The 26,836-nt window shown below is 59.6% G+C and carries 24 protein-coding genes; 14 read left to right on the top strand and 10 right to left on the bottom strand.

Translation table 11 applies throughout. The features are described 5' to 3' along the window. The first annotated feature begins 118 nt into the window (after positions 1-118). Both ACY4LX_RS06475 and ACY4LX_RS06470 read left to right on the top strand, forming a co-directional pair. Positions 119-430 (top strand): type II toxin-antitoxin system MqsR family toxin, encoded by a 312-nt coding sequence (locus tag ACY4LX_RS06475; protein WP_463259463.1) that lies wholly within the window; start codon positions 119-121, stop codon positions 428-430. Further along, positions 427-909, top strand: a complete 483-nt coding sequence (locus tag ACY4LX_RS06470) for a type II toxin-antitoxin system MqsA family antitoxin (protein WP_463259462.1) — start codon at positions 427-429, stop codon at positions 907-909. Before ACY4LX_RS06475 ends, ACY4LX_RS06470 begins: the two co-directional genes overlap by 4 nt. A gap of 64 nt (positions 910-973) precedes the next feature. Here ACY4LX_RS06470 and ACY4LX_RS06465 read toward each other — a convergent pair whose 3' ends face one another. The 4 genes from ACY4LX_RS06465 to ACY4LX_RS06450 all read right to left on the bottom strand — a co-directional run bounded on the left by ACY4LX_RS06465 (position 974) and on the right by ACY4LX_RS06450 (position 5,135). After that, the gene (locus ACY4LX_RS06465; protein ID WP_003171943.1) at positions 974-1,738 is read right to left on the bottom strand and encodes an amino acid ABC transporter ATP-binding protein; all 765 of its coding nucleotides are present in this window, start codon (positions 1,736-1,738) and stop codon (positions 974-976) included. A gap of 10 nt (positions 1,739-1,748) precedes the next feature. Next, positions 1,749-2,846 (bottom strand): amino acid ABC transporter permease, encoded by a 1,098-nt coding sequence (locus ACY4LX_RS06460; protein WP_149657481.1) that lies wholly within the window; start codon positions 2,844-2,846, stop codon positions 1,749-1,751. 10 nt (positions 2,847-2,856) lie between these two features. Next, positions 2,857-4,038, bottom strand: a complete 1,182-nt coding sequence (locus ACY4LX_RS06455) for an amino acid ABC transporter permease (RefSeq protein WP_463259461.1) — start codon at positions 4,036-4,038, stop codon at positions 2,857-2,859. 65 nt (positions 4,039-4,103) lie between these two features. Further along, positions 4,104-5,135: an amino acid ABC transporter substrate-binding protein gene (locus ACY4LX_RS06450; protein ID WP_463259460.1), complete on the bottom strand. Its 1,032-nt coding sequence runs from the start codon at positions 5,133-5,135 to the stop codon at positions 4,104-4,106. 468 nt (positions 5,136-5,603) lie between these two features. Between ACY4LX_RS06450 and ACY4LX_RS06445 the strand changes: the two genes are divergently transcribed. The 5 genes from ACY4LX_RS06445 (at position 5,604) to ACY4LX_RS06425 (ending at position 10,919) form a co-directional block, all read left to right on the top strand. Next, the gene (locus ACY4LX_RS06445; RefSeq protein ID WP_463259459.1) at positions 5,604-6,260 is read left to right on the top strand and encodes an alpha/beta hydrolase; all 657 of its coding nucleotides are present in this window, start codon (positions 5,604-5,606) and stop codon (positions 6,258-6,260) included. A gap of 108 nt (positions 6,261-6,368) precedes the next feature. Further along, a complete protein-coding gene (gene rhlB, locus ACY4LX_RS06440; RefSeq protein WP_463259458.1) occupies positions 6,369-7,856 on the top strand; it encodes an ATP-dependent RNA helicase RhlB in 1,488 nt (495 codons plus the stop codon). Positions 7,857-7,994: 138 nt separating this feature from the next. Then, complete coding sequence (locus tag ACY4LX_RS06435) at positions 7,995-8,942, top strand: ornithine cyclodeaminase family protein (protein ID WP_463259457.1); 948 nt, start codon at positions 7,995-7,997, stop codon at positions 8,940-8,942. Between the two features lie 136 nt (positions 8,943-9,078). Further along, complete coding sequence (locus ACY4LX_RS06430; RefSeq protein ID WP_149657487.1) at positions 9,079-10,206, top strand: NAD(P)/FAD-dependent oxidoreductase; 1,128 nt, start codon at positions 9,079-9,081, stop codon at positions 10,204-10,206. Between the two features lie 86 nt (positions 10,207-10,292). Next, a complete protein-coding gene (locus ACY4LX_RS06425) occupies positions 10,293-10,919 on the top strand; it encodes a helix-turn-helix transcriptional regulator (protein ID WP_149657488.1) in 627 nt (208 codons plus the stop codon). A 108-nt stretch (positions 10,920-11,027) separates the two neighbouring features. Here the strand turns inward: ACY4LX_RS06425 and ACY4LX_RS06420 are convergent, their stop codons facing one another. From ACY4LX_RS06420 to ACY4LX_RS06395, 6 genes are all read right to left on the bottom strand, one after another. Next, positions 11,028-11,804 carry an ABC transporter substrate-binding protein gene (locus ACY4LX_RS06420; RefSeq protein ID WP_149657489.1) on the bottom strand — a complete coding sequence of 259 codons (777 nt, stop codon included), beginning with the start codon at positions 11,802-11,804 and terminating at the stop codon, positions 11,028-11,030. A 298-nt stretch (positions 11,805-12,102) separates the two neighbouring features. After that, positions 12,103-12,555: a molybdopterin synthase catalytic subunit MoaE gene (moaE, locus tag ACY4LX_RS06415; RefSeq protein WP_149657490.1), complete on the bottom strand. Its 453-nt coding sequence runs from the start codon at positions 12,553-12,555 to the stop codon at positions 12,103-12,105. A gap of 2 nt (positions 12,556-12,557) precedes the next feature. Next, positions 12,558-12,800: a MoaD/ThiS family protein gene (locus ACY4LX_RS06410; RefSeq protein WP_149657491.1), complete on the bottom strand. Its 243-nt coding sequence runs from the start codon at positions 12,798-12,800 to the stop codon at positions 12,558-12,560. Beyond that, entirely contained in the window at positions 12,797-13,270 is a 474-nt protein-coding gene (gene moaC / locus ACY4LX_RS06405; protein WP_149657492.1) for a cyclic pyranopterin monophosphate synthase MoaC, read from the bottom strand. The genes ACY4LX_RS06410 and moaC overlap by 4 nt, the downstream gene beginning before the upstream one ends. Positions 13,271-13,443: 173 nt before the next feature. Then, the gene (locus ACY4LX_RS06400; RefSeq protein WP_054049712.1) at positions 13,444-14,838 is read right to left on the bottom strand and encodes a PhoH family protein; all 1,395 of its coding nucleotides are present in this window, start codon (positions 14,836-14,838) and stop codon (positions 13,444-13,446) included. 346 nt (positions 14,839-15,184) lie between these two features. Then, entirely contained in the window at positions 15,185-16,327 is a 1,143-nt protein-coding gene (locus ACY4LX_RS06395; RefSeq protein ID WP_463259456.1) for a polysaccharide deacetylase family protein, read from the bottom strand. Between the two features lie 311 nt (positions 16,328-16,638). On the opposite strand from ACY4LX_RS06395, the gene yaaA reads away from it, so the two are divergent. The 7 genes from yaaA to algG all read left to right on the top strand — a co-directional run bounded on the left by yaaA (position 16,639) and on the right by algG (position 26,833). After that, positions 16,639-17,418 (top strand): peroxide stress protein YaaA, encoded by a 780-nt coding sequence (yaaA, locus tag ACY4LX_RS06390; RefSeq protein ID WP_149657495.1) that lies wholly within the window; start codon positions 16,639-16,641, stop codon positions 17,416-17,418. Positions 17,419-18,223: 805 nt separating this feature from the next. After that, positions 18,224-19,540, top strand: coding sequence for a nucleotide sugar dehydrogenase (locus ACY4LX_RS06385; protein WP_149657496.1), 1,317 nt, complete (start codon positions 18,224-18,226; stop codon positions 19,538-19,540). Between the two features lie 95 nt (positions 19,541-19,635). Then, positions 19,636-21,117, top strand: coding sequence for a mannuronan synthase (alg8, locus tag ACY4LX_RS06380; RefSeq protein ID WP_149657497.1), 1,482 nt, complete (start codon positions 19,636-19,638; stop codon positions 21,115-21,117). 36 nt (positions 21,118-21,153) lie between these two features. After that, a complete protein-coding gene (locus tag ACY4LX_RS06375) occupies positions 21,154-22,323 on the top strand; it encodes an alginate biosynthesis protein Alg44 (RefSeq protein ID WP_149657498.1) in 1,170 nt (389 codons plus the stop codon). A 9-nt stretch (positions 22,324-22,332) separates the two neighbouring features. Further along, complete coding sequence (gene algK, locus ACY4LX_RS06370) at positions 22,333-23,739, top strand: alginate biosynthesis TPR repeat lipoprotein AlgK (protein WP_149657499.1); 1,407 nt, start codon at positions 22,333-22,335, stop codon at positions 23,737-23,739. Beyond that, complete coding sequence (locus ACY4LX_RS06365) at positions 23,736-25,220, top strand: alginate export family protein (protein ID WP_149657500.1); 1,485 nt, start codon at positions 23,736-23,738, stop codon at positions 25,218-25,220. Before algK ends, ACY4LX_RS06365 begins: the two co-directional genes overlap by 4 nt. Before the next feature lie 26 nt (positions 25,221-25,246). Beyond that, entirely contained in the window at positions 25,247-26,833 is a 1,587-nt protein-coding gene (gene algG, locus ACY4LX_RS06360; protein WP_463259455.1) for a mannuronan 5-epimerase AlgG, read from the top strand. Positions 26,834-26,836: the final 3 nt, after the last annotated feature.

The raw sequence follows: 26,836 nt of genomic DNA, 5'->3' as shown, positions 1-26,836 counted from the left end.
TCAGCTCCGTGTAGGACGGCAACCGCCTACGGTCAGAGGGAGGGAAATGGAGCGGGATTTTCGATTAGTCAAAATTACCCTTTAAGGGTAATTTCAGGGATAGGGTTTACGGTTTCTTATGGAGAAGAACACACCCCATTACGACTTGGCGGTGATCAAGTCGGACGTGCTGCGGCTTAGGGTATCTGCCTTTACGAGCGCGGCAAAAACAAGCGCCAGGAGGTTGGGCTTGAGCTTTACAGAGATGCAGGAGGTCATCCTCAAGCTGCAGCGCAATATGTTGTACAAATCGATGACCACCTGTGCCAACCACCGAGTCTGGCAAGACGTTTACCACATCAATTCACATGACCTGGAGATTTACATCAAGGTGACTTACCGCCCCGGCGGTGGCCCTCCGGCAATCTCCTTCAAGGAGAAAAACCTATGAAAACCCAGCAGTGTTTCAGCTGTGGCGCCCCTGAAGGAATGACCCATTTCCAAGGTCGCGGCGAAACCTTGAGTGTCAAAGGCATGGAGCGCCGGATTGATGATTTATCCGGTTGGGAATGCCAGATGTGCGGCGAAGTCGAATTTGACCCCAACTGCGCGGAGCGTCATTCAAACGCAGGTGACGAACTGGTCATTGCTGGCAGGCAAATGATCGGCGCGGAGATGAAGCGCATCCGCCGCAAGCTGCACCTCTCACAAAAAGACGCGGTGCTGCTGTTGTCCGGTGGCGGGCACAACGCGTTTTCCCGGTATGAGCGTGGCGAGGTACTTCCGCCAAAAGCGTTGGTACTGTTGATGCGCTTGCTGGACCGGTATCCCTATCTGCTCGCCGATGCGCATGTCTTGGGTGAGGGCGCGGATTTACGGGGCTTCAGAGAAATCGTGCACAAAGAGCACGAGACGATCACCGCTTCCTGAACGTGAACGCCAGACAAAAATAAACCCGGAACAGGTCCGGGTTTATTTCAATGCCTGACATCGATCAATGCAGAATCTGACTCAGGAACAACTTGGTCCGATCATTCTGCGGATTATCGAAGAAGTCATTCGGCGCCGCCTGTTCAACGATCTCGCCCTTGTCCATGAAGATCACGCGGTTGGCCACGGTGCGGGCGAAGCCCATTTCGTGGGTTACGCAGAGCATGGTCATGCCGTCTTCAGCCAGGCCGATCATGGTGTCCAGAACCTCTTTCACCATCTCAGGATCGAGTGCCGAAGTCGGTTCATCGAACAGCATGATTTTCGGTTTCATGCACAGGGCACGGGCAATCGCCACACGCTGTTGCTGACCGCCGGACAGTTGACCCGGGAATTTATGCGCCTGCTCTGGAATGCGTACGCGCTCCAGATAATGCATGGCGATTTCTTCGGCCTTGCGTTTCGGCATCTTGCGCACCCACATCGGGGCCAGGGTGCAGTTCTGCAGGATGGTCAGGTGCGGAAACAGGTTGAAGTGCTGGAACACCATGCCGACTTCACGGCGGATCGCTTCGATCTGCTTGAGGTCGTTGGTCAGTTCCACGCCATCGACCACGATGCGGCCCTGCTGGTGTTCTTCCAGGCGATTGAGGCAACGGATGGTGGTGGATTTGCCGGAACCCGACGGGCCGCACAGGACGATACGCTCGCCCTGCTTGACGTTCAGGTTGATGTCTTTCAACACGTGGAACTGGCCGTACCACTTGTTCACGCCCTGCATCTGAATAATGCCTTCAGGGCTCACAGGCTGTTTGATCGCTTCACTCATGACAAAACTCCTAACGCTTGTGGCCAGTGTCCAGCTTACGTTCCAAATGCATGGAGTAGCGGGACATACCAAAACAGAAAATCCAGAACACCAGGGCCGCGAACACATAGCCTTCAGTGGCCATGCCCAACCATTTCGGGTCGGCGGCGGCTTGCTTGACGCTGTTGAGCAGGTCGAACAGGCCGATGATGATCACCAGGCTTGTGTCCTTGAACAGCGCAATGAAGGTGTTGACGATGCCTGGGATTACCAGCTTCAAGGCTTGCGGCAGAATCACCAGGCCCATGCTGCGCCAGTAACCGAGGCCCATCGCTGCGGCCGCTTCGTACTGACCTTTGGGGATCGCTTGCAGACCGCCGCGCACCACTTCGGCCACGTAGGCCGACTGGAACAGGATCACGCCGATCAGGGCCCGCAGCAGTTTGTCGAAGTTCATGCCTTCGGGCAGGAACAGCGGCAGCATCACCGAAGACATGAACAGCACCGTGATCAACGGCACGCCGCGCCAGAATTCGATGAAGGTCACGCAGACCACCCGAATCGCCGGCATGTTCGAACGTCGACCCAGCGCCAGGACGATCCCCAGCGGCAACGCACCGGCGATACCGACGGTAGCAATCACCAGGGTCAGCATCAGGCCGCCCCACTGGCTGGTCGCCACGTTGGTCATGCCGAACAGGCCGCCATGCAACAGGAAGAAGGCAATGATCGGGTACGCCACCAGGAAGCTCAGCCCGTACACCGCTTTACGGTGAAAGCGCGAGATGAACAACGGTGCCACGCCGATGACCGCCAGCCACACGGTCAGGTCCACGCGCCAGCGCAGGTCTACCGGGTAGTAGCCGTACATGAACTGGCCGAAACGCTGCTGGATGAACACCCAGCAGGCGCCTTCCTTGGTGCAGTCGGCGCGGGTGGTGCCGACCCAGTTGGCGTCGAGGATGGCCCAGTCCAGGATCGGTGGGACGATCAGGTAGATCAGGTAGAACGCGAACAGGGTCAGCAGGGTGTTGATCCAGCTGGAGAACATGTTGGCGCGCATCCACGCCACCACGCCGATGCTGCTGCTCGGTGGTGGCATGTCAGGCTTGAAAGTATGAGTACTCATGCGCTTTTCCTTACCGCTCGATCAGCGCAATGCGCTTGTTGTACCAGTTCATCAGCAGGGAAATGCTGATACTGATCGCCAGGTACACGCTCATGGTGATCGCAATCACCTCGATCGCCTGTCCGGTCTGGTTCAGCACCGTACCGGCAAACAACGACACCATCTCCGGATAACCGATACCGGCCGCCAGCGAGGAGTTCTTCGCCAGGTTCAGGTATTGGCTGGTCAGCGGCGGGATGATCACGCGCAGGGCTTGCGGGATGATCACCTTGCGCAGGGTCGGACCGTTGCGCAGCCCAAGGGAACGCGCGGCTTCGGTCTGGCCGTGGCTGACCGACTTGATGCCCGAACGCACGATCTCGGCGATAAACGCCGCGGTGTACACAGTCAGGGCCAGGGTCAAGGCCAGCAGTTCCGGGATCAGGACCCAGCCACCGACAAAGTTGAAGCCTTGCAGCTTCGGCAGTTCCCAGTGCAACGGGGCGCCGAAGATCAGCGCGCACAGCGCCGGGATCACCAGGAACAGCGCCAGGCCGACCCAGAACTTGTGGAACGGTACGCCGGTGGCTTCAAAGCGCTTGTTGGCCCAACGGCACATCAGCACGATGGCGACGATAGCGATAACGACACTGACGAAGAACGCCCAGAACCCGTCCGCCATTTGCGCGGCCGGCATGTTCAGGCCACGGCTGCTGACGAAGAAGGTGTCGCCGAAGTTATGACTGGCCCGCGGGCCCGGCATGGTCAGGAACACCGCGAAGTACCAGAACAGGATTTGCAGCAGCGGCGGAATGTTACGGAAGACTTCCACGTAAACCGTCGCCAGTTTGCTGATGATCCAGTTCGGCGACAGCCGTGCCACGCCGATGATGAAACCGAGCAGGGTCGCCAGGACCACGCCGATCACTGTCACCAGCAAGGTGTTGAGCAGGCCGATGACAAACACCCGGGCATACGTGTCCGATTCGGTGTAGTCGATCAGGTGTTGAGCGATGCCGAACCCGGCACTGCGATCCAGAAAACTGAAGCCGGAGGTAATGCCCCGGTGTTGCAGGTTGGTTTGCGTATTGTCGAACAGATACCAGCCCATCGCGACGACCGCGACGATGGTGATGATCTGAAATAGCCACGCACGCACTTTTGGATCGCTGAGGCTGAGCCTCTGCTTTGGTGCGCCGATTGATTTTTGCATGGAGTGCCCCGGAAATAATGGAACAGAACATCACCCGGTGGTTGGCCCACCGGGTGATAGAACCATCAGCGCACTGGTGGTGCGTATTGAATGCCGCCGTTGGTCCACAGGGCGTTCAGGCCACGGTCGATTTCCAGCGGGGTGCTCTTGCCGAGGTTTTTCTCAAAGATTTCGCCGTAGTTACCGACTTGGGAAACGATCTTGACGACCCAGTCCTTCGGCAGTTTCAGGTCCTTACCGTATTCACCGTCGGCACCCAACATACGGGCAACGTCAGGGTTCTTGGTGGACTTGGCTTGTTCCAGTACGTTTTTCGAGGTAACACCGGCTTCTTCGGTGTTCAACAGCGCGTAGCCAACCCAGCGAACGATCGCCAGCCACTCGTCGTCGCCGTTACGCACGACTGGACCCAGTGGTTCTTTGGAGATGGTTTCCGGCAGTACCACGTAGTCTTTTGGCGAAGCCAGTTTGCTGCGCTGTGCGTAGAGCTGCGACTTGTCGGAGGTCAGCACGTCGCAACGACCGGATTCCAGCGACTTGGCGCTTTCATCGGAGGTATCGAAGGTGATCGGGGTGTACTTCAGGTTGTTGGCACGGAAGTAGTCGGAAACGTTCAGCTCGGTGGTGGTACCGGCCTGGATGCAGATGGTTGCACCGTCCAGTTCCTTGGCACTTTTCACGCCCAGCTTGCTGTTGGCCAGGAAGCCCACGCCGTCGTAATAAGTGATGAAGCCAGGGAATTTCAGGCCCATGCCCGCATCGCGGGAACTGGTCATGGTGGTGTTACGGGAGAGAATGTCGATCTCGCCGGACTGCAACGCGGTGAAGCGCTCCTTGGCGTTCAACTGGCTGAACTTGACCTTGTTGGCGTCGCCGAATATGGCAGCGGCCACAGCACGGCAGACGTCAGCGTCGATCCCGAGGATCTTGCCGGTGGAGTCCGGAACCGAGAAACCCGGCAGGCCGTCACTCACGCCGCACTGTACGAAACCTTTCTTCTGCACTGCATCCAGGGTTGCACCCGCCTGAGCGAACCCGCTGACACCGAGCACTGCGGCTGCAGTCACGATAGCCAGGGTGGATTTCAACATTTTCATTCAAACCTCCAGTTTTGCTCTTGTTGTGTCGGAGCTGAGTCCCGTCGCACCCTTTTGAGGCATTGTTGACCCGTGTTGGCTTTTTTTGGGGTCAACCGACGTCAGGACCGTCGCTATGAGTCTATTAGGAGAAAATCCACATCATGGATCACTCGCTTCTCACCAATCGGCCGAACGGGCTGTAGCCCTTTCACGTTCGCTAAGCCCGTAACGGCCGCTGGCGAACATCCATCACCGGATTCTTTGCTATCCCGTCCTCGGCAGTACACTGATAGTGTTACCGCCAGGCGCGAGATTGGTTGCACAGGTTTCCCCATAGCAAAGGCCGTACCACACCGCTCGCTCAAGCGATTCAGCGACAGGTCAATAGCAAAACTTGTAGCCTTGCGACATCTTCTTAACTGATCAACCAGACGCGCACTCACATCTCGCACTCAATGAGAGCGCACGCACAAAATTGGAGCAGACATGACCCAGCCCTTGATTCTTCAGCCCGGCAAGCCAGTAAACGCCTGCGTTATCTGGCTGCACGGCCTGGGCGCCGACCGCTACGACTTTCTCCCGGTGGCGGAAACGCTTCAAGAAAGCTTGCTGACCACCCGTTTCGTTCTGCCCCAGGCGCCGACCCGGGCTGTCACCATTAATGGTGGCTACGAGATGCCGAGCTGGTACGACATATTGGCCATGAACCCGGCGCGTGCGATCAGCCGCGAGCAACTGGATGAGTCAGCGGACATGGTCATCGCGTTGATCGAAGAGCAGAAGGCCAGCGGAATAGACGCCTCGCGCATCTTTCTCGCCGGGTTTTCCCAGGGTGGCGCGGTGGTGTTGCACAGCGCTTTCCTGAAATGGCAGGGCCCGCTGGGCGGCGTACTTGCCCTGTCGACTTATGCACCGACCTTCAGCGATGAACTGGAGCTGTCCGCCAGCCAGCAACGCATTCCGGTGCTAAGCCTGCACGGCCAGTACGATGACGTTGTGCAAAACGCCATGGGCCGTAGCGCTTATGAGCATTTAAAGCAGCGTGGTGTCACCGTGACATGGCAGGAATACCCAATGGGCCACGAAGTGTTACCCGAAGAAATTCGCGATATCGGTGTCTGGCTCGCCGAGCGCTTGCGTTAACTCTTTATATGTACAGAACGTCCTTTAGCTTCCTTTGATCATCCCGCTACGCCGCGCCCGTTTCTTGCATTACACTGGCCGGCGTACATTCCTTAACCAATTGATGAGATGACCGTGCTCAAAGCACTCAAAAAAATGTTCGGTAAAAGCGAGACTGAGCAGCTCGCGCCAGTCGCCAGCGCTCCGTCTCACACCCCCAGCCACCGCACCGACGGTCGTCAGCCTGGCCGGACCGCAGCCGCAGCGGCACCGAAACAAGAGCCCGTGACCACACCGGCCGCCCCACCTGTCGAGGCAATCGCTGCCGAACAACCGCTCAGCGAAACCCCGAAACCTGCAAAACCGCGTCGCGAACCCAAGCCAAAAGCCCCGGTCATTCCCTGGAAACTCGAAGACTTCGCCGTCGAGCCCATGGAAGGCAAGACCCGTTTCCACGATTTCAAGCTCGCCCCGGAACTGATGCACGCCATCCAGGACCTGGGCTTTCCGTATTGCACGCCGATCCAGGCGCAAGTCCTGGGCTTCACCCTGGCCGGCAAAGACGCCATCGGTCGCGCCCAGACCGGCACCGGCAAAACCGCCGCGTTCCTGATTTCGATCATCACCCAGTTGCTGGAAACCCCGCCGCCGAAAGAGCGTTACATGGGTGAACCGCGGGCGCTGATCATTGCGCCGACCCGCGAACTGGTGGTGCAGATCGCCAAGGACGCAGCCGACCTGACCAAGTACACCGGCCTCAACGTCATGACGTTCGTCGGCGGCATGGACTTCGACAAGCAGCTCAAGCACCTCGAAGCCCGTCACTGCGACATCCTCGTCGCCACCCCGGGCCGCCTGCTGGACTTCAACCAGCGCGGCGACGTGCACCTGGACATGGTCGAAGTGATGGTCCTGGACGAAGCCGACCGCATGCTCGACATGGGTTTCATCCCGCAAGTGCGTCAGATCATTCGCCAGACCCCGCCGAAGAACGAGCGCCAGACGCTGCTGTTCTCCGCGACCTTTACCGAAGACGTGATGAACCTGGCCAAGCAATGGACCACCGAGCCATCGATCGTCGAGATCGAAGCGCAGAACGTGGCCAGCGAAAACGTCGAGCAACATATCTACGCCGTGGCCGGTGCCGACAAATACAAACTGCTCTACAACCTGGTCACCGACAACGGTTGGGAGCGGGTGATGGTCTTCGCCAACCGCAAGGATGAAGTGCGGCGCATCGAAGAACGCCTGGTGCGCGATGGCGTCAACGCTGCGCAGCTGTCCGGCGATGTGCCGCAGCACAAGCGGATCAAGACCCTGGAAGGTTTCCGCGAAGGCAAGATCCGCGTGCTGGTGGCCACCGATGTTGCCGGTCGCGGCATCCACATCGACGGCATCAGCCACGTGATTAACTTCACCCTGCCGGAAGTGCCGGACGACTATGTGCACCGCATCGGTCGGACGGGGCGTGCGGGCGCTGATGGCGTGTCCATCAGCTTCGCCGGGGAAGATGACTCCTACCAGCTACCGTCCATCGAGGCGCTGCTGGGCAAGAAAATCAGCTGTGAAACGCCACCGACGCATCTACTGCGGGCGGTTGAGCGCAAGCGCCCGTAACCCAGGCGCACTGAAGGGAGGCGCAGCCGGCAACGGACTGCGCTTTTTTTTCGCCTCGGCTTTTTAACAGGGCTTGCTCAAGAACACTAAAAGTCCATAATGGACAAATAAGTTTACTTTCAGCGCCCGGAGCCGAGCATGTCCAGTACGCCCTACGTTATCCACCAACATCAGGCCCGCGAGCTGCTGGCCCAGGTCGATGTGCCGCAGATCCTGCGCAAACTGTTCCGCGACCTGGCCGCCGGGCAAGCCGTGCAACCGGCGCAGCAACTGGTGGAATTCCCCCAGGGCGCAGGCGACTTCATCAACTATCTGGGCGTGTTGGCCGAAGATGGCGTCTACGGGATCAAGACTTCGCCCTATATCGTGCGTGAACAAGGTCCGCTGGTGACCGCGTGGACGTTGCTCATGTCGATGCAAACCGGCCAGCCGCTGTTGCTGTGCGATGCAGGGGAACTGACCACCGCCCGCACCGCCGCGACCACCGCCGTAGCAGTCGACGCCCTCGCCCCGCTGAACGCCCGACGTTTGGCGATTATCGGCAGTGGCAAAGTGGCCCAGGCGCATTTGCACTACGTCAAGGACCTGCGGGACTGGCAGAGCATCAGCCTGTTCTCGCCAGGCTTGAGCGAACTGGATGCCGAGGCTCGGGCACACCTGCAAAGCCTCGACTCACGGCTGAGCCTCGTCGACAGTCGCGAAGCGGCGATTCACGACGCCGACGTGATCATGCTCTGCACCTCGTCCGCCGGCCCGGTGATCGATCCGGCCACCCTGAGCAAACCCGCCCTGATCACCTCGATCAGCACCAACGCCCCACGGGCCCACGAAGTGCCACCCCAGAGCCTCAACGACATGCAGGTGTTCTGCGACTATCGTCAGACCACCCCGGGCTCGGCGGGTGAAATGCTGATTGCCGGTGAACAGCATGGCTGGGACAAAGATTCGATTGTCGGTGACTTGCCGGATCTGCTCAGCGAGAAAGTGCAGCGTCCGGGCTACGACCGTCATGTGTTCTTCCGCTCCATAGGCCTGGGCCTGGAAGACATTGCGCTGGCCAATGCCCTTTACCACCTCCAGCACTAACCACGCCCCTGTAGGAGTGAGGCTTGCCCGCGAAGGCAGTGTGTCAGTCTCCATATTTGTCTACTGACACACCGCCTTCGCGGGCAAGCCTCGCTCCTACGCACACACATTATTAGCGCCTTTTCAGGAGACGTTCATGAGCCAGGCAGACTTCATCATTATCGGCGGCGGGATTGCCGGCGCTTCCACCGGGTACTGGCTGTCGCAGCACGCACGCGTCATCGTGCTGGAGCGCGAAACCCATCCGGCCTATCACTCCACCGGACGTTCGGCGGCGCTGTACACCGCCGCTTATGGCACACCGCAAGTGCGCGCGCTGACCCAGGCCAGCCGCGACTTCTTCGACGCCCCGCCCGCCGGTTTCTGCGATCACCCGCTGCTGACCCCACGTGGCGAGATGACCGTGGATTTCACCGGTGATCCGGCCGAGCTGAACAATCAATACCTGAGCGCCAAAGCCACGGTGCCGCAGATGCAACTGCTCAGCGCCGAAGAAGCCTGTGCACGCCTGCCGATCCTGCGCCGGGAAAAAGTCCACGGCGCGATCTACGACCCGACCGCCAGCGACATCGATACCGATGCCTTGCACCAGGGTTATCTGCGCGGGATCAAGCGCAATAAAGGTGAAGTCCACACCGACAGCGAAGTCCTGGGCCTGGCCCGTGACGCCGACGGTGTATGGCACGTGCAGACCAACGGCCAGACCTTCACCGCACCGATCATCATCAACGCCGCCGGCGCCTGGGCCGACAAGGTCGGTGCGCTGGCCGGCGCCGCATCACTGGGCCTGCAACCGAAACGCCGCGCAGCGTTCATCTTCGCCGGCCCCGAGGGCGTGGACATCCACCACTGGCCAATGCTGGTGGCGCTCGACGAATCCTTCTATATGAAGCCTGATGCCGGCATGTTCCTCGGTTCGCCCGCCAACGCCGACCCGGTGGAACCCCACGACGTCCAGCCCGAAGAACTGGACATCGCCATGGGCATCTACCAAATCGAAGAAGCCACCACCTTGACCATCCGCCGCCCGACCCGCACCTGGGCCGGGCTGCGCAGTTTCGTGGCTGACGGTGATTTGCTGTCCGGTTTCGACACGCAGGTGCCAGGACTGTTCTGGGTTGCGGCGCAAGGGGGCTACGGCATCCAGACCTCACCGGCCATGGGCCAGGCCAGCGCGGCGCTGGTGCGCGGCGAAGCCTTGCCGCAACAGCTGCGCCAATTCGGCCTGGACGCCGCAATGCTCTCCCCGGCACGCCTGGGCTGAGCCGCGTGAGTGACGTGCCGACCCGATTGCGGCAAACTTCCAGCGCCCTGTTTGATGGGGCGCTGACGTTGCCTGGAGCTCCCTGTATGAATGCACCTGAACAAGACCTGGCCCTGGACAACTTCCGGGCGATCGCCGACGCCATCGCCACGCTGTTCTTTCCTCACGCCGAGGTGGTGCTGCACGATTTGCGCACGCAAAAAGTCGATTACATCGCCAACAACCTGTCGAAACGGGAAATCGGTGACGACTCGGCGCTGGAGGACATGCTCAGCGAAGAGGTCAGCGAACGAAACATCGGGCCGTACGAAAAGCTCAATTGGGACGGTCAGAAGATTCGCAGCCTCAGCAGCGTGCTGCGTGACAGTGACGGCCACCCGCTGGCGGTGCTGTGCATCAACCTGAATATTTCGCTGTTCGAAAATGCCAAGGCGGCGCTGGATCTGTTCCTGTCGCCGACCAAGTTGATCCCGCAACCGGACGCCCTGTTTCGCGATGACTGGCAGGAGCGGATCAACACCTTCCTGCATGCCTGGCTGCGCGAACGTCAATTGAGCCTGAATGTGCTGACCCGCGATCACAAGCGCGAGCTGGTGCTAGCGCTGCACGCTGAAGGGGCGTTCAAGGGCAAAAGTGCGTCGAACTATGTGGCCAATGTGCTGAACATGGGGCGGGCGACGGTGTACAAGCATTTGAAGGAATTGAAGGGTTAGGCATTTTGAGGTGTGTTGTTTGAGCGGGCCTCTTCGCGGGCAAGCCTCGCGCCTACAGGTGGAATGCGTATACCTGTAGGCGCGAGGCTTGCCCGCGAAGGCGGTTAATCAATCGCCGTAGATATCAGACTTGAAATACTTGTCGGAAATCTTCTGATATTCGCCACTCGCACGAATGCCATCAATCGCCGCATTCAGCTCGCTGACCAATTCGGTATTGCCCTTGCGCACGGCAATCCCGGCGCCCTCGCCCACGTATTTCGGGTCTTTCAGCTCCGGCCCGACAAACGCGTAGCCCTTGCCGCGAGGCATCGACAGAAAGTCACTGAGCGGAATGGTGTCGGCAAAAATCGCATCGAGGCGACCGGCGGCCAGGTCCATGTAGATTTCTTCGTTGTTGCCGTAGCGCTTGACGTTGATGCCCTTGGGTTCGAACACCTCAGTGGCGTAACGGTCGGTGGTGGTCGCGCGCTGCACGCCAATGGTCTTGCCCTTGAGGCTGGCGTACTGATCATCCACCGTCGCGCCTTCCTTCATCACCAGCCGCGAGGAGGTGAAGTAGTACTTGTGGGTGAAATCCACCGACTTCTTGCGGTCTTCGTTGATGGTCATGGACGACAGCGCCATGTCGATTTTCTTCACTTTCAGGGAAGGAATCAGACCGTCGAATTCACCTTCGACCCAGGTGCACTTGACCTTCATCTGCGCGCACAAGGCGTTGCCGATGTCGTAGTCGAAACCGACGATCTCGCCTTTGTCGGTCTTGGAGGCGAACGGTGGATACGCCGCTTCGATGCCGATGCGCAGGGTTTTCTCGGCGGCGAACACGCTGCTGCACGCCAACAGGCTCAGGGCCAGACCGGTAATGAGTGGGAATTTCTTCATGTTCGTTTTCTCGCGGGTTGTTGTTGGTTTGGCAAGAGAGAAGAAGAGCTGGAACGGGTACTTTTTGTACTTGTAATTCCATACTGGACTTTTACGTACAAATCGTCAATCGCGTGCGTGGATCTGCTGCGCTTCTGGTCGGGTGGTGAGTCAGGGGGGATTTTTGGTGGTGCGGAGGGCCTCTTCGCGGGCAAGCCTCGCTCCTACAGGTTTTGTGTCGTCCACAACATTTGTGATCGACAACAACCGTGTAGGAGCGAGGCTTGCCCGCGAAGGCGTACTTAAGCGCGCTGCAAAATTATTTCTTCCAACGATCCGCCGCCGCATGATCACTGTCGCGCCCTTCCACCCAGCGCGGTCCGTCGCTGGTGTTTTCTTTCTTCCAGAACGGCGCGCGGGTTTTCAGGTAATCCATGACGAAGGCGCAGGCATCGAACGCGGCCTGGCGGTGGGCGCTGGCGGCGCCGACGAAGACGATCGGCTCGCCCGGTTCCAGAGCGCCGATGCGGTGCAGCACTTCCAGCTTGAGCAGCGGCCAGCGCTGTTCGGCCTCCAGTGCAATCTTGCCCAGGGCCTTTTCGGTCATGCCTGGATAGTGTTCGAGGAACATCCCGGCAACATCGAGCCCGTCATTGAAGTCGCGCACGTAGCCGACAAAACTCACCACCGCGCCGACGCCGACATTGGCGGCGTGCATGGCGTTGACTTCAGACCCCGGATCGAACGCCGTGGCTTGCACGCGAATCGCCATGCTCAGCCCCCGGTCACGGTCGGAAAGAACGCCACTTCATCGCCGTCGACCACCGGCTCATCGAGCTGGCAAAGGTCTTCGTTGCGGGCGCACATCAGGTTTTGTTCGCTCAACACGTCGGCACCGTCGCGTTGCGCCAGCAGCGCCCGCACGTCATCGACCGTGGCGAAGTCGCCTTCAACCTTGACCGAGTCCACGCCCAGGGCTTCGCGGTAACGGGCAAAAAACTTCACCGTGACCTTCATGACGGATCTGCCTGGAAGTGCCCGCTCTTGCCGCCGAGTTTCTCCAGCAGCCGCACGCTTTCAATGGTCATGCCCCGGTCAACGGCCTTGCACATGTCATAGATGGTCAGCGCGGCGACACTGGCGGCGGTCAGGGCTTCCATTTCGACGCCGGTCTGCCCGGACAACTTGCAACGCGCGACGATGCGCACGGTATCGTCGCCTTCGGCACTGAGTTCGACCTTGACGCCGGTGAGCATCAACGGGTGGCACAGGGGAATCAGATCGCTGGTTTTCTTCGCCGCTTGAATGCCGGCAATGCGCGCCACGGCGAACACATCACCCTTGGGGTGATCGCCGCTGACGATCATCTGCAGGGTTTCGGGCTGCATGCGCACCAGCGCCTGGGCGGTCGCTTCACGGAACGTCACGGCTTTTTCAGTGACGTCGACCATGTTGGCGCGACCTTGGGAATCGAGATGAGTCAGCACGAGGCCTCCTTGAGGCAGCTACAAGCGGCAAGCTACGAGCGGCAAGTGAAAAGCGCAGTAGCTGCAGGTATGGAGGAAAGCATTTAAGCAGCCAAAAGCCGCAAGCTTCAAGCGCTAAGTGAGGTTCACTTGGTTCGCCTGAAACTTGCGGCTTGCAGCTTAAAGCTTGCAGCTTAGAGATGAGTCTCTGCGTATTCGGCCAGAATCGAACGTGGCACCCCTTGCAGGGTGATGTGTACACCGTTAGGGAAATCCTTGAAGCGTTCAGTCAGGTAGGTCAGCCCGGAGCTGGTCGCGGACAGGTAAGGGGTGTCGATCTGTGCCAGGTTGCCCAGGCACACCACTTTCGAACCGGCGCCGGCACGGGTGATGATGGTTTTCATCTGGTGCGGCGTGAGGTTCTGGCATTCGTCGATCAAAATCAGGCTCTGCTGGAAGCTGCGACCCCGGATGTAGTTGAGGGATTTGAACTGCAACGGCACTTTGCTGAGGATGTAGTCCACGCTGCCATGGGTGTTTTCGTCATCCATGTGCAAGGCTTCGAGGTTGTCGGTGATGGCGCCCAGCCAAGGCTCCATTTTTTCCGCTTCGGTGCCGGGCAGGAAGCCGATCTCCTGGTCCAGGCCCTGCACGCTACGCGTCGCGATGATCCGGCGATAGCGTTTGCTGACCATGGTCTGCTCGATGGCAGCGGCCAGGGCCAGGATGGTTTTACCGGAACCGGCGGCGCCGGACAGGTTGACCAAATGAATGTCTGGATCGAGTAAGGCGTAGAGCGCCAGGCTCTGATAGATGTCACGCGGTTTCAGGCCCCAGGCTTCCTGGTGCAACAGGGGTTCCTGATGCAGGTCGAGAATCAGCAGGCGGTCCTCTTCGATTTCCTTGATCCAGCCGACAAACCCTTGTTCGTCGATGATGAATTCGTTGATGTGCACTGCCGGCAGGTTGTCGATCAGCTTCACCTGATGCCAGGTGCGGCCGTGGTCCTGACGGGTTTCGACCTTGCTCACGAGGTCCCAGAAGGAGCCGGTCATGTTGTGGTAGCCGTTAGGCAGCAGCGAAACGTCGTCGACCAGTTGGTCGGTGCTGTAGTCCTCGGCCGCGATCCCGCACGCTCGGGCCTTGAGGCGCATGTTGATGTCTTTGGTGACCAGCACCACGGGCAGTTTGGGTTCGCGCGCGTGCAGGTCGATCAACTGGTTGATGATGATGTTGTCGTTCAGGTGCTCGGGCAAGATGATGTTCGGCTCGGCGCGCTTGCTCATCAGAATTGACAGCAAACCCTTGGGCCCACTCTTGCCGCGCTGGATCGGCACACCGAGTTCGACATCTTCCGGGCTGGCATCGCCCAGGGTCTTGTCGATCAGGCGGATCGCCTGACGGCATTCGGCCGCAACGCTGTGATGCCCGCTCTTGAGCTTATCCAGCTCCTCAAGCACGGTCATCGGGATCGCAACGTGGTGTTCTTCGAAGTTAAGCAGGGCGTTTGGATCGTGAATCAATACGTTGGTATCGAGTACATAAAGGATTGGCTGGTTGGAGGAAGAACTACGTCCGTGATCATCCATACTCGGTCACCTTTGTGGGAGCCATTCGACGCAATACCGTGACAGTGCTGCGCCTCGAAGTGGCCACCGAATTCACCTGTTGGGACTCAAGTGAACTGCTCACAAATGGGTCTTGGAAGACGCCACCTGTGTTGCAGGTTTCGGCGGTCTGTCTTCGTAATACTCCAAAACCCATGACAGAAAAAAGCACTTTGACGTTTTTTTGAAGTTTATTTTTCAGAGTGACGAATAGCCCTTGGCGTGCAGGCATTGTGCCGTTAAAGTCGGAAGTCCGCCTGCATCGAAATTCCTTCCAAAATCACCCCGCCCTGCCCTCTGCCTCAACGTTTTCGGGCTTTTCCCGCTTTCAGCGAAACGCCACCTGACAGTCCTGCCAACCGATCCCGCTTTGCGCCGTTTGCGCGATCAGCCAGGGCATCGACGTTTTCACCGCGTCCTGCTTCACATTGAAATTGATCACGCCGTGGCGCCACAACAGCATCAGGGTCAGCACCCGTTGTGCGCTTTGTGGGCCCTTGAGCTTGCCGGCGCCGTCCTGGGGATCGATGTCCCACAAAGCCACCTGCAAACCCTGGGACTCGAAGAAGCCCTGGGCATCGGAACGCCGTTGACCATCGGGCGGGCGGAACAGCGGCACGTAGTTCTCCGGGAGCTTGCTCTTGACCAGGTCGGCGCTGCGCCGCACCGAGTCCTGCCAGTCCTGCCAATGGCTGTGGGAGCGGAACTCCCAGCCCTGCACGCCGAGGCATTGCTGTGAATACATGGCTTGCAGGCTCGCCACCGAACGATCGGCCAGCCGCGCCTGGATGTCCTTGCCGAGGACGAAGAACGTGCCGTTCATGTTGGACTTGCGCAGGTACTCGGTCACCCACCCGGTGTTGTCCGGCACGGCATTGGCGGCGCTGTCGAAGGTCAGCAGAAACAGCCGGTCATGCATCTCGTCGCCATTGCGCTCATAGTCGCCAAAACGATCGACTTCACTGCTGGTTTGCGGAAACAGCGCGGCCTTGCGCAACTGCTCGTCGAGGTACTGGGCGTGGAATAACCGGCTCGGCTCGGACCACTTGATATAGAAGCTGTCGTCGCTGACCACGAACTTGGCCGCTTGCTCGCGCAGGGTCGGCAGGTCTTCGACCAGGAAACAGAACGACGCATCCTGGTCGCAGCTCTGCTGGGCGAAGTTGTAGTTGGTCAGCAAGCGCTGCCACATACGCTCGCGTAGGGCGTTGATCGAGTCCAGATTGATCGTGCGCAGGCCCAGGCGCTGGGCCAGGCTCGCTTCATTCAGGGACTCGCTGGCCAGCAGCACCCGGGCAAACATGAGGATTTCGGCCCGGGAGGCGACGTCGAACAGGGTCGGGCTGGTGAGTTGTTCCGGCCAGGTGCTACGATCCAGCGTCGCCACGTCGCCAGGCGTCGCCACGTCGCCAGGCGTCGCCAGGGCGCCAAAGCTCAAGAGCCAGGCCGAGAATAAAAGAACGATACGCAATGGGATGTCTCCATAACAAAACCCGCGCGGCACTATAGCTGATCCCGCCGACATTCCCGCAGCAGCACTGAACCCATTGTGGCGAGGGAGCTTGCTCCCGCTGGGCTGCGAAGCAGACCCAAAGCCCGCGACCTCATTCCTTCAGGTGAAACCTGTGCAGCAATCATGCGACCGCTTCGCGCTCCAGCGGGAGCAAGCTCCCTCGCCACAAAAGCCCGTCCAGTCAAACCACCGATCACCTATGGACTTGATAGCTGGAGTCATCAAGCGCAACCCCCTAGAATCGCCGCACGATTAAAGGAGACGACTTCATGCTGATGGTGATTTCCCCCGCCAAGACCCTCGATTACGAAACACCGCCGGCCACCCAGCGCTTCACCCAGCCGCAATACCTGGACCATTCCCAGGAGCTGATCATGCAGCTGCGCGACCTCACGCCGGCGCAAATCAGCGAGTTGATGCACGTCTCCGACAAGATCGGCGGGCTCAACGCCGCGCGTTTCGGCAGCTGGACCCCGGCGTTCACCCCGGAAAACGCCAAGCAGGCACTGCTGGCCTTCAAGGGCGACGTGTACACCGGCCTGAACGCGCAAACCTTCAGCGAAGCCGACTTCGATTACGCCCAGCAGCATTTGCGCATGCTCTCTGGCCTCTACGGCCTGCTGCGCCCGCTGGACCTGATGCAGCCTTATCGGCTGGAAATGGGCACCAAACTGGCCAATGCCCGTGGCAAGGACCTGTACGCCTTCTGGGGCACGCGAATCAGCGAATGGCTGAACGAAGCGCTGGCCGATCAGGGCGACGATGTGCTGCTGAACCTGGCCTCCAACGAGTACTTCTCGGCGGTCAAACGCAACGCCCTGAACGCGCGCATCATCAATACCGATTTCAAGGACATGAAGAACGGCCAGTACAAAATCATCAGCTTCTACGCGAAGAAGGCTCGCGGGATGATGAGCCGTTTCGTCATCGAAGAGCGCATCAACGACCCGGCCGACCTCAAGCAGTTTGATGTTCAGGGTTATCGCTACAGTGCCGAGCAGTCGAAACCGGACAATCTGGTATTCCTGCGCGACCACGCTCCCGAGTAACGCACACTTTCGGCGCACGACCGCTGGTCGTGCACGCCGTCTGATCGTCCAACAATTCCCCGCCTGTTTCGTCAGTTCACTGGCGCCAAAAATACATCACCCCAATTTCTAACTTTTGTTTCACTCGACAATCATGATTTTTTTCAGTAGTGGCACTGACATTTTTTAACAATGGTGGCACTTACCCATCTGATTCGATAATTACCCTATATATAAAGGGCCAAACGGTAAGTGCTATCAGTTTGAAAGCAGTGCCATCTTTCTCAATATTTCAAGAAATTTCAGAATTCGCGATGGGCGGACAGGAACTATGTCCAAATGCGTCGCTCATACCACCGGTAACGATTCTCCCTGAACGTGTAGGAGATAACTTACGCAGAGACGAGAACCATGTAGCCAAGTTGTCACACTAACTTCCGCTTAATGACCTCTTATTTGGACAACACATATAGGACAGGAGATACGCACCATTACTATCCCCTATACGGCCAAGGCAGCGCCCCTATAAACGTGCTCCACCCGAGCACCCAACCGCTTGATTTACGGGCCTCACGCCTGGCATTGAGCGCGCAAAACCTTTGCACCACGGCCCTGCTAACAGGGCACAGGATGCATAACAGGGCACATCACAATAACAAGGCCTAGTTGCGCACATCTTGAGTGCACTTATTTAGTCACTCGGAACTTAGTATGCCTGCACGCTGCATTGTGGCGCCTGTAAGGCTGCACTTGCGAGTGCACTACGACCGCTGAACACCATTAACTCCGGCCATCTAATGGCTTAATAATTACAGAGGTAAATGCGATGCGCATCAGCATATTTGGTTTGGGTTACGTCGGTGCAGTATGTGCCGGTTGCCTGTCTGCACGTGGCCATGACGTCATTGGCGTTGATGTTGCCAAAGACAAGATCGATATGATCAACGCCGGCAAATCGCCGATCGTTGAACCGGGTCTGGGCGAGCTTCTGCAGAAGGGCATCGAGACGGGCAAACTGCGCGGCACGACCAACTTCGCCGAGGCGATTCGCGACACCGACCTGTCGATGATCTGCGTCGGTACGCCGAGCAAGAAGAACGGCGACCTGGAACTGAACTACATCGAAGCGGTGTGCCGCGAGATCGGTTTTGTCCTGCGCGACAAGACCACCCGCCACACCATCGTAGTTCGCAGCACCGTATTGCCGGGCACCGTCGCAAACGTTGTCATCCCGATTCTCGAAGACTGCTCCGGCAAGAAAGCCGGCGTCGACTTCGGCGTGGCGGTCAACCCTGAGTTCCTGCGTGAAAGCACCGCGATCGCCGACTACGACCTGCCACCGATGACCGTCATCGGCGAATTCGACAAGGCCAGCGGCGACGTGCTGCAAGCCCTGTACGAAGAACTCGACGCACCGATCATCCGCAAGGACATCGCCGTTGCCGAGATGATCAAGTACACCTGCAACGTGTGGCACGCCACCAAAGTGACCTTCGCCAACGAGATCGGCAACATCGCCAAGGCGGTCGGCGTCGACGGTCGCGAAGTGATGGAAGTGGTCTGCCAGGACAAAACCCTGAACCTGTCGCAGTACTACATGCGTCCAGGCTTCGCGTTCGGCGGTTCCTGCCTGCCGAAAGACGTGCGTGCCCTGACCTTCCGCGCCGGTTCCCTGGACGTCGATGCGCCGCTGCTCAACTCGCTGATGCGCAGCAACGTGTCGCAAGTGCAGAACGCTTTCGACATCGTTTCCAGCCACGACAAACGCAAAGTCGCCCTGCTCGGTCTGAGCTTCAAGGCCGGCACCGATGACCTGCGCGAAAGCCCGCTGGTCGACCTGGCGGAAATGCTGATCGGCAAGGGTTACGACCTGAGCATCTACGACAGCAACGTCGAGTACGCCCGTGTCCACGGTGCGAACAAGGACTACATCGAGTCGAAGATCCCGCACGTTTCGTCGCTGCTCAACTCCGACTTCGACGAAGTGATCAACAACTCCGACGTGATCATCCTTGGCAACCGTGACGAGAAATTCCGCGCCCTGGCGGAACAGGCTCCACACGGCAAGCAAGTGATCGACCTGGTCGGCTTCATGTCCCAAGCCACCAGCGTCACCGGTCGTACCGAAGGGATCTGCTGGTAAAGCAGCAATAAGCGACAAGCTTCAAGCGGCAAGTTAAGCGCTCTTCACTTGCAGCTTGAGGCTTGAAGCTTTCAACTGACTTTAGGATTCCGATTATGCACAGGCTAAAACACGGCCTACTTCAGGCCGCCGGTTGGCTGTTTTACCTAAGTTTATTGATGGGCATCGCCATGGCGTTGCCTTCGTCCACGTTCGACTCCGAGTCGAAGGACTTCATTTTCCTGATCGGTTTCATCGGGATCTGGCGTTACTCGATGGGTGCCACGCACTTTCTGCGCGGCATGCTGTTCCTGTACGTGGTCTACCCGCACCTGCGGCGCAAAGTGCGCAAGCTGGGTAAAGCGGCAGACCCGTCCCACGTGTTCCTGATGGTCACCAGCTTCCGTATCGACGCGCTGACCACCGCCCAGGTCTACGCCTCGGTGATTCGCGAAGCGATCGACTGCGGCCTGCCGGCCACCATGGTCTGCTCCATCGTGGAAATGTCCGATGAGAAGCTGGTCAAGAGCCTCTGGTCCCGGATGAATCCGCCGGACCGGGTCAAGCTCGACTTCGTGCGCATTCCCGGCACCGGCAAACGCGACGGCCTGGCCTACGGCTTCCGCGCCATCTCCCGCCACTTGCCGGACGACCGCGCCGTGGTTGCAGTGATCGATGGCGACACCGTGCTTGCTCCGGGCGTCGTGCTCAAGACCGTGCCGTGGTTCCAGCTGTTCGGCAACGTCGGCGGCCTGACCACCAACGAGTTCTGCGAAGTGCGCGGCGGCTACGTCATGGCCGAGTGGCACAAACTGCGTTTCGCCCAACGCCACATCAACATGTGCTCGATGGCTTTGTCCAAGCGCGTGCTGACCATGACCGGGCGGATGTCGGTGTTCCGCGCCACGGTCGTGACCGACCCGGACTTCATCGCCGACGTGGAAAGCGACTCGCTGCAACACTGGCGCCTGGGCCGCTTCAAGTTCCTGACCGGTGACGACAAGTCGAGCTGGTTCAGCCTGATGCGCCTGGGCTACGACACCTTCTACGTGCCCGACGCGGCGATCCACACCGTGGAACACCCGCCGGAAAAAAGCTTCATCAAAGCCAGCCGCAAACTGATGTTCCGCTGGTACGGCAACAACCTGCGCCAGAACTCCCGCGCCCTGGGCCTGGGGATGAAACGCCTTGGTCTGTTCACCTCGGTGGTGCTGTTCGACCAGCGTGTGTCGATGTGGACCTCCCTGCTCGGCCTGACGGTGGCGATCATCGCCAGCTTCAAGTACGGCGCCGCGTTCATCCTCGCGTACCTGCTGTGGATCGGCATCACCCGCCTGATCCTGACCCTGCTGCTGTCGTGCTCCGGTCACCGGATCGGCCCGGCCTACCCGATGATTCTCTATTACAACCAGATCGTCGGCGCGCTGGTGAAGATCTACGTGTTCTTCCGCCTCGACCAACAATCCTGGACTCGCCAGGACACCAAATTGACCCGTGATCTCGCCAGCTTTCAACGTTGGTTCAACACCTGGTCGTCTCGGACCATGACCTTCTCCGCCGGCAGCATTTTCGTCGCCGTGCTGTTGATGATGGTCTGACCGCCCCCTTATTGAATTAACCAGGACATTGCCCCTATGAATACCGCCGTCAACGCCAACGTAGTGCACGAATCTGAAGCCCAGCGCCAACATGCCCGAGTGAAAATCCCGGCCAAGCTGCGGTTCTTCGGCCCTGACCGGACTCCGGTCGATGCCCGGGTCCTCGACCTGTCCGCTGGCGGCCTGGCGTTCAACGCCGGTCAAATGCCGCTGAAAATCGGCGAGGTGTACAAGGCTCGTCTGCAATTCGTCATCGATAACCTTGGCCTGGCCATGGACGTGGAGTTGCAGATCCGCTCCTTCGATCGCCCGACCGGGCGTGTCGGCTGCCAGTTCCAGAACCTGGAATCCCAAGACATCTCGACCCTGCGCCACTTGATCACCTCCCACCTGTCCGGCGACATCGTCAGCATGGGTGAAGTACTGGCGACCCTGCAGCGCGACAACTTCACCAAGGCACGCAAGGTCAAGGATGGCGGCCACGGCATGACCCCATTCGGTCGTCTGCGTGCGGTGACCTTCAGCTTCGCGATCTTCCTCGTCGGCCTCGCCGCCTTCGGTTTCATCTTCAAGTCGGTGTACGGCATGTACTTCGTCAGCCATGCCCAGGCCGGCATCGTCAGCGTCCCGGGCATGAACATCACCATGCCTCGCGATGGCACCGTGCAGAGCCTGATCAAAGACGACGGCATCGCCGCCAAAGGCGCGCCGCTGGCGACCTTCAGCACCAGCATGCTCGACGTGCTCAAGGGCCATCTGGACGAAGACCAGTTGCAACCGGCCAAGGTTGAAGAACTGTTCGGCAAACAAATGACCGGCACCCTGACTTCCCCGTGCGATTGCACCGTGGCCCAGCAACTGGTCGCCAACGGTCAGTACGCCAGCAAGGGCGACGTGATCTTCACCCTGGTGCCGCGTAACAGCGAAGCCAACATCGATGCGCGCTTCACCTATCGCCAGTTCGCCGACGTGCGTCCAGGTGCACCGGTGACCTTCGAAATCGCCGGCGAAGACAAGATCCGCACCGGCAAGATCGTCAGCAGCACCAGCCTGAAAAGTGCCGACCTGTCTTCCGACATCCGCGTACAGATCAAGCCTGACGAGCCGCTGAGCAGCACCTTCGCCGGTCGCCCGGTGGAAGTGAACAGCGATCGTGGCCCGAACCTGAACTGGCTGATCGACAAAGCCATGGCCGCCGGTATTTAAGCAGAGGACATGCCTGTGACGAGCCCACTCAGAATCCTGCCGGTCCCGCTGACCCTGGCCATGGCAATTGCCCTGGCCGGTTGCGCCGGCCTGCCCGACCAACGCCTGGCGAACGAAGCGCTCAAGCGCGGCGACACCGCGCTGGCTCAGCAGAACTACCAGCAACTGGCAGACCTGGGCTACAGCGAAGCACAGGTTGGCCTCGCCGATATCCAGGTCGACAGCCGTGACCCGGCGCAGATGAAACAGGCCGAGGCGACTTACCGCGCCGCGGTCGACGTCTCGCCCCGAGCCCAGGCTCGCCTCGGTCGCCTGCTGGTGGCCAAGCCCGGTTCCACCGAAGCCGAACAGCACGAAGCCGAAGGCCTGTTGAAAAAAGCCGGGGCCAATGGCGAAGGCAACACCCTGATCCCGCTGGCCATGCTGTACCTGCAATACCCGCACAGTTTCCCGAACGTCAACGCCCAGCAGCAGATCAGTAAATGGCGCGCCGAAGGCAAGCCGGAAGCGGGTCTGGCCCAAGTGCTGCTCTATCGCACCCAGGGCACTTACGACCAGCACCTGGACGAAGTGGAAAGCATCTGCAAGGCGGCGCTGAACACCACCGACATCTGCTACGTCGAACTGGCCACGGTTTACCAAAAACAAGCCAAGCCAGAGCAAACCGCCGAGCTGATCAAACAGATGCAAGCCGCTCACACTCGCGGCACCGTTAGCGCTCAACGCGTCGACAGCGTCGCTCGCGTTTTGGGCGATGCAACCCTGGGCAAGACCGACGAGAAAACCGCGCAGTCGCTGCTCGAAGACATCGCCCCTGGCTACCCCGCTTCCTGGGTCAGCCTGGCGCAACTGCTCTACGACTTCCCGGAACTGGGTGACGTCGACAAAATGATGCAGTACCTGGACAACGGTCGCGCCGCGGACCAACCCCGCGCCGAACTGCTGCTGGGCAAGCTCTACTACGAAGGCAAATGGGTGCCGGCCGACGCCAAGGTCGCCGAAGAACACTTCCAGAAAGCCGTGGGCCGTGAAGTGGCCGCCGATTACTACCTTGGCCAGATCTACCGCCGTGGTTACCTGGGCAAGGTCTATTCCCAGAAGGCTCTGGATCACCTGCTGACCGCTGCGCGCAACGGCCAGAACAGCGCCGACTTCGCCATCGCGCAACTGTTTTCCCAAGGCAAGGGCACCAAGCCCAACCCGGTCAACGCTTACGTCTTCAGCCAGCTGGCCAAGGCTCAGGACACCCCGCAAGCCACTGAGCTTGCGACAACACTCGAAGCCCAACTGCCGCCTGCCCAGCTCGCCGAGGCCCAACGCCTGTTGAAACAAGAACAGGCCGTTCGTGGCGCCTCGAGCCAGAACAAGCTGGATCTGCAAGCCCTGCAAGAAGAAGACGGCGAGGAAAAATTATGAAATTGAATCCCTTTGTGCAGGCCGGTATTGGCCTGACCTTCGCCCTGCTGTGGTCGTGCCCGACCCTGGCCGCGATGACCGATGCGAAGAACTACGGTCTGGAAGTGAAAATCACCGGCCAGTCCGAAGACGACGCCGACCTCGGCACCGCCAAGGGCGGCGACGTCAACGGCCTGGGCCTCGACCTGCGACCATGGGTCTACGGCGAACGTGGCGCGTGGAGCGCCTATGCGATGGGTCAGGCGGTGACGTCCACCGACATCATCGAAACCGACACCCTGCAACAAGCCGACGACACCACCCAGGCCACCGACAACGGTGATCGCAAGTCGAAGAAAAACTACCTGGCCATGCGTGAGTTCTGGGTCGGCTACAGCGGCCTCACACCTTACCCGGGCGAGATGCTCAAGCTCGGTCGCCAGCGCCTGCGCAATGACGACGGCCAGTTCCGCGACACCAACATCGAAGCCCTGAACTGGACCTTCGACACCACCCTGTTGCGCGCCAACGCCGGTGTCGCCGAACGCTTCAGCGAATACCGCACCGACTTGAAAGAGCTGGCGCCAAAAGACAAGGATCGCCTGCACGCCTACGCCGACGCTGCGTATCAGTGGACCCCGGGCAATTGGGTCGGCATCCGTGGTCATCACACCCACGATGACGGCAAGCTCGACTACCCGGAACCGGGTGTGGCCGGCGACTCGCTGGACAAGAAACAGAACGGTGACATCAGCTGGCTCGGCCTCACCGCCGACAGCGACGCCTACAACTGGCGCAACACCAACACCGTCAACTACTGGGGCAGCATCACCGGTATGAGCGGCGACACCGATACGGTCAACGCGCTGAATGCCGACGGCACTCGCCCGACCGAAGCCAAGACCGGTGAAGACCTCAACGGCTGGGCCACCGACGTCGGCTTGCGTCTGCGCCTCGATCCGCAATGGCAAGTCGGTGCAGCCTATGCCCGCGCCAGCGCCGATTACCAACAGAACGGCCTGGAAAGCAACCGCTCGAACTACACCGGTACTCGCTCGCGGGTTCACCGTTTCGGCGAAGCCTTCCGTGGCGAAATGAACAACATGCAAACCGCGACCCTGTTTGGTTCGTGGATGCTCAACGACGAATACGACGCCAGCCTCGTGTACCACAAGTTCTGGCGCGTGGACGGCAGCAAGCCGGTGGGCAGCAACGGGATCAACGCCGTCGAGAACAACACCGACGACGCCACCGGCGCGATCCTCTCCAGCACGTCCCTGCCGCTGCAAGATGGCAACAAAGACCTCGGTCAGGAAATGGACCTGGTGGTCACCAAGTACTTCAAGCAAGGGCTGTTGCCTGCCGCTTTGAGCCAGTCGATCGATGAGCCTTCGGCCCTGGTGCGTTTCCGTGGCGGTGTGTTCAAGCCCGGCGATGCCTACGGCAAAGAAGTCGATTCGTACATGCACCGCGCGTTCATCGACGTGATCTGGCGCTTCTGATGCGAGCCGCGAAAGGAGTGCCCGACATGACCTATCCGAAGAGAGGTTCGATCTCTTTGCTGGCCGGCGCGATGCTGCTGGCCAGCTCGGTCGCCTTCGCCAGTGCAGAGCCGACGGCGCCTGCGCAAAAAGGCCAGCCGACCACCCTGGCCAAGGGGCTGCAACAAGCCAAGACCTACACCGTCAGCAGCGCACCGACCGAGCCGCTGGAGTTGGCCAAGCCCACGCTGCCGGACACGTCCGGCTACACCGCCGAAGCCATCGCGGCGAAAATCGTGCGCAGCAAACCGGGCAAGGCCAGCGTGCGCCGGATGATGCAGGAAGACGCCTTGAAGGACTTCATCGGCGGCGACAACAAGATGGCCGAGTGGGTGGTGCGTCAGCACGGCATCCCGCAAGCGATCTTCGTCGACGACGGCTACATGAACCTCAAGGACCTGGCGAAGAAAGAACCCAAGTACATCAGCGAAACCTCGCCGGGCGTGTACCTGGCGAAGTTGCCGATCGTGGTCGGTCGCAAGGGCATCCTCGAAATCGACAAACAGACCCAGGAACTGCGCCTGTCCCAAGAGGCCGGTTCGTTCCTGGTCAACGACGGCCAGTTGTTTGTGCGCGACACCAAGATCACTGGGTGGAGCGAGAAGAACAACGGCCCGGCGCTGTTCAAGACGCCGAAAGAATTTCGTCCGTTCCTGCTGTCCTGGGGCGGCACCGAAACCTACATCGCGAACAGCAAGATCGCCAGTTTCGGCTACGCCAACAGTAAGTCCTACGGCGTGAGTATTTCCCAGTACACGCCGAACATGGCCAAGGTGCTCAAGCGCCCTGAACCGACCGGCTGGATCGTCGGCTCCGAGTTCTCGGACATGTGGTACGGCTTCTACTGCTACGAAACCCGCGACTTCGTGGTCAAGGGCAACACCTACAAAGACAACATCGTCTACGGCATTGACCCGCATGACCGGTCGCATGGCCTGATCATCGCCGACAACACCGTCTACGGGACCAAGAAGAAGCACGGGATCATCATTTCCCGTGAGGTCAACGACAGCTTCATCTTCAACAACCGCAGCTACGACAACCACCTCTCGGGGCTGGTCATCGACCGTAACAGCGTGAACAACCTGATCGCCTACAACGAGATCTACAAGAACCACACCGACGGCATCACCCTCTACGAGAGTGCCGACAACCTGATCTACGGCAACAAGGTGATGGGCAACAAGCGCCACGGCATCCGGATTCGTAACAGCGTGAACATTCGCCTCTACGAAAACCTCGCCATGGCCAACGGCCTGACCGGCGTTTACGGCCACATCAAGGACCTGAGCGACACCGACCGAGACATCAAGCTCGACCCGTTCGACGCCCAGGTGTCGCTGATCGTGGTCGGCGGTGAACTGGCCGGCAATGGCAGCGGACCGCTGGCCATCGACTCGCCGCTGAGCGTCGAGTTGTACCGCGTGTCCATGCTCGCGCCGACCAAATCCAGTGGCATCAGCTTCAACGGGATTCTTGGCGAGCGCCAGGATGAAATTCTCGACCTGCTGGTGCGCCAGCAGAAAGCCGTGCTGATCGACCCTGTCGAACGCCAGACCGAAATGCAGGACTGAGGA

The organism is Pseudomonas sp. Emmai (assembly GCF_055179735.1).
This window is presented reverse-complemented; position numbering and strand designations above follow the sequence as displayed.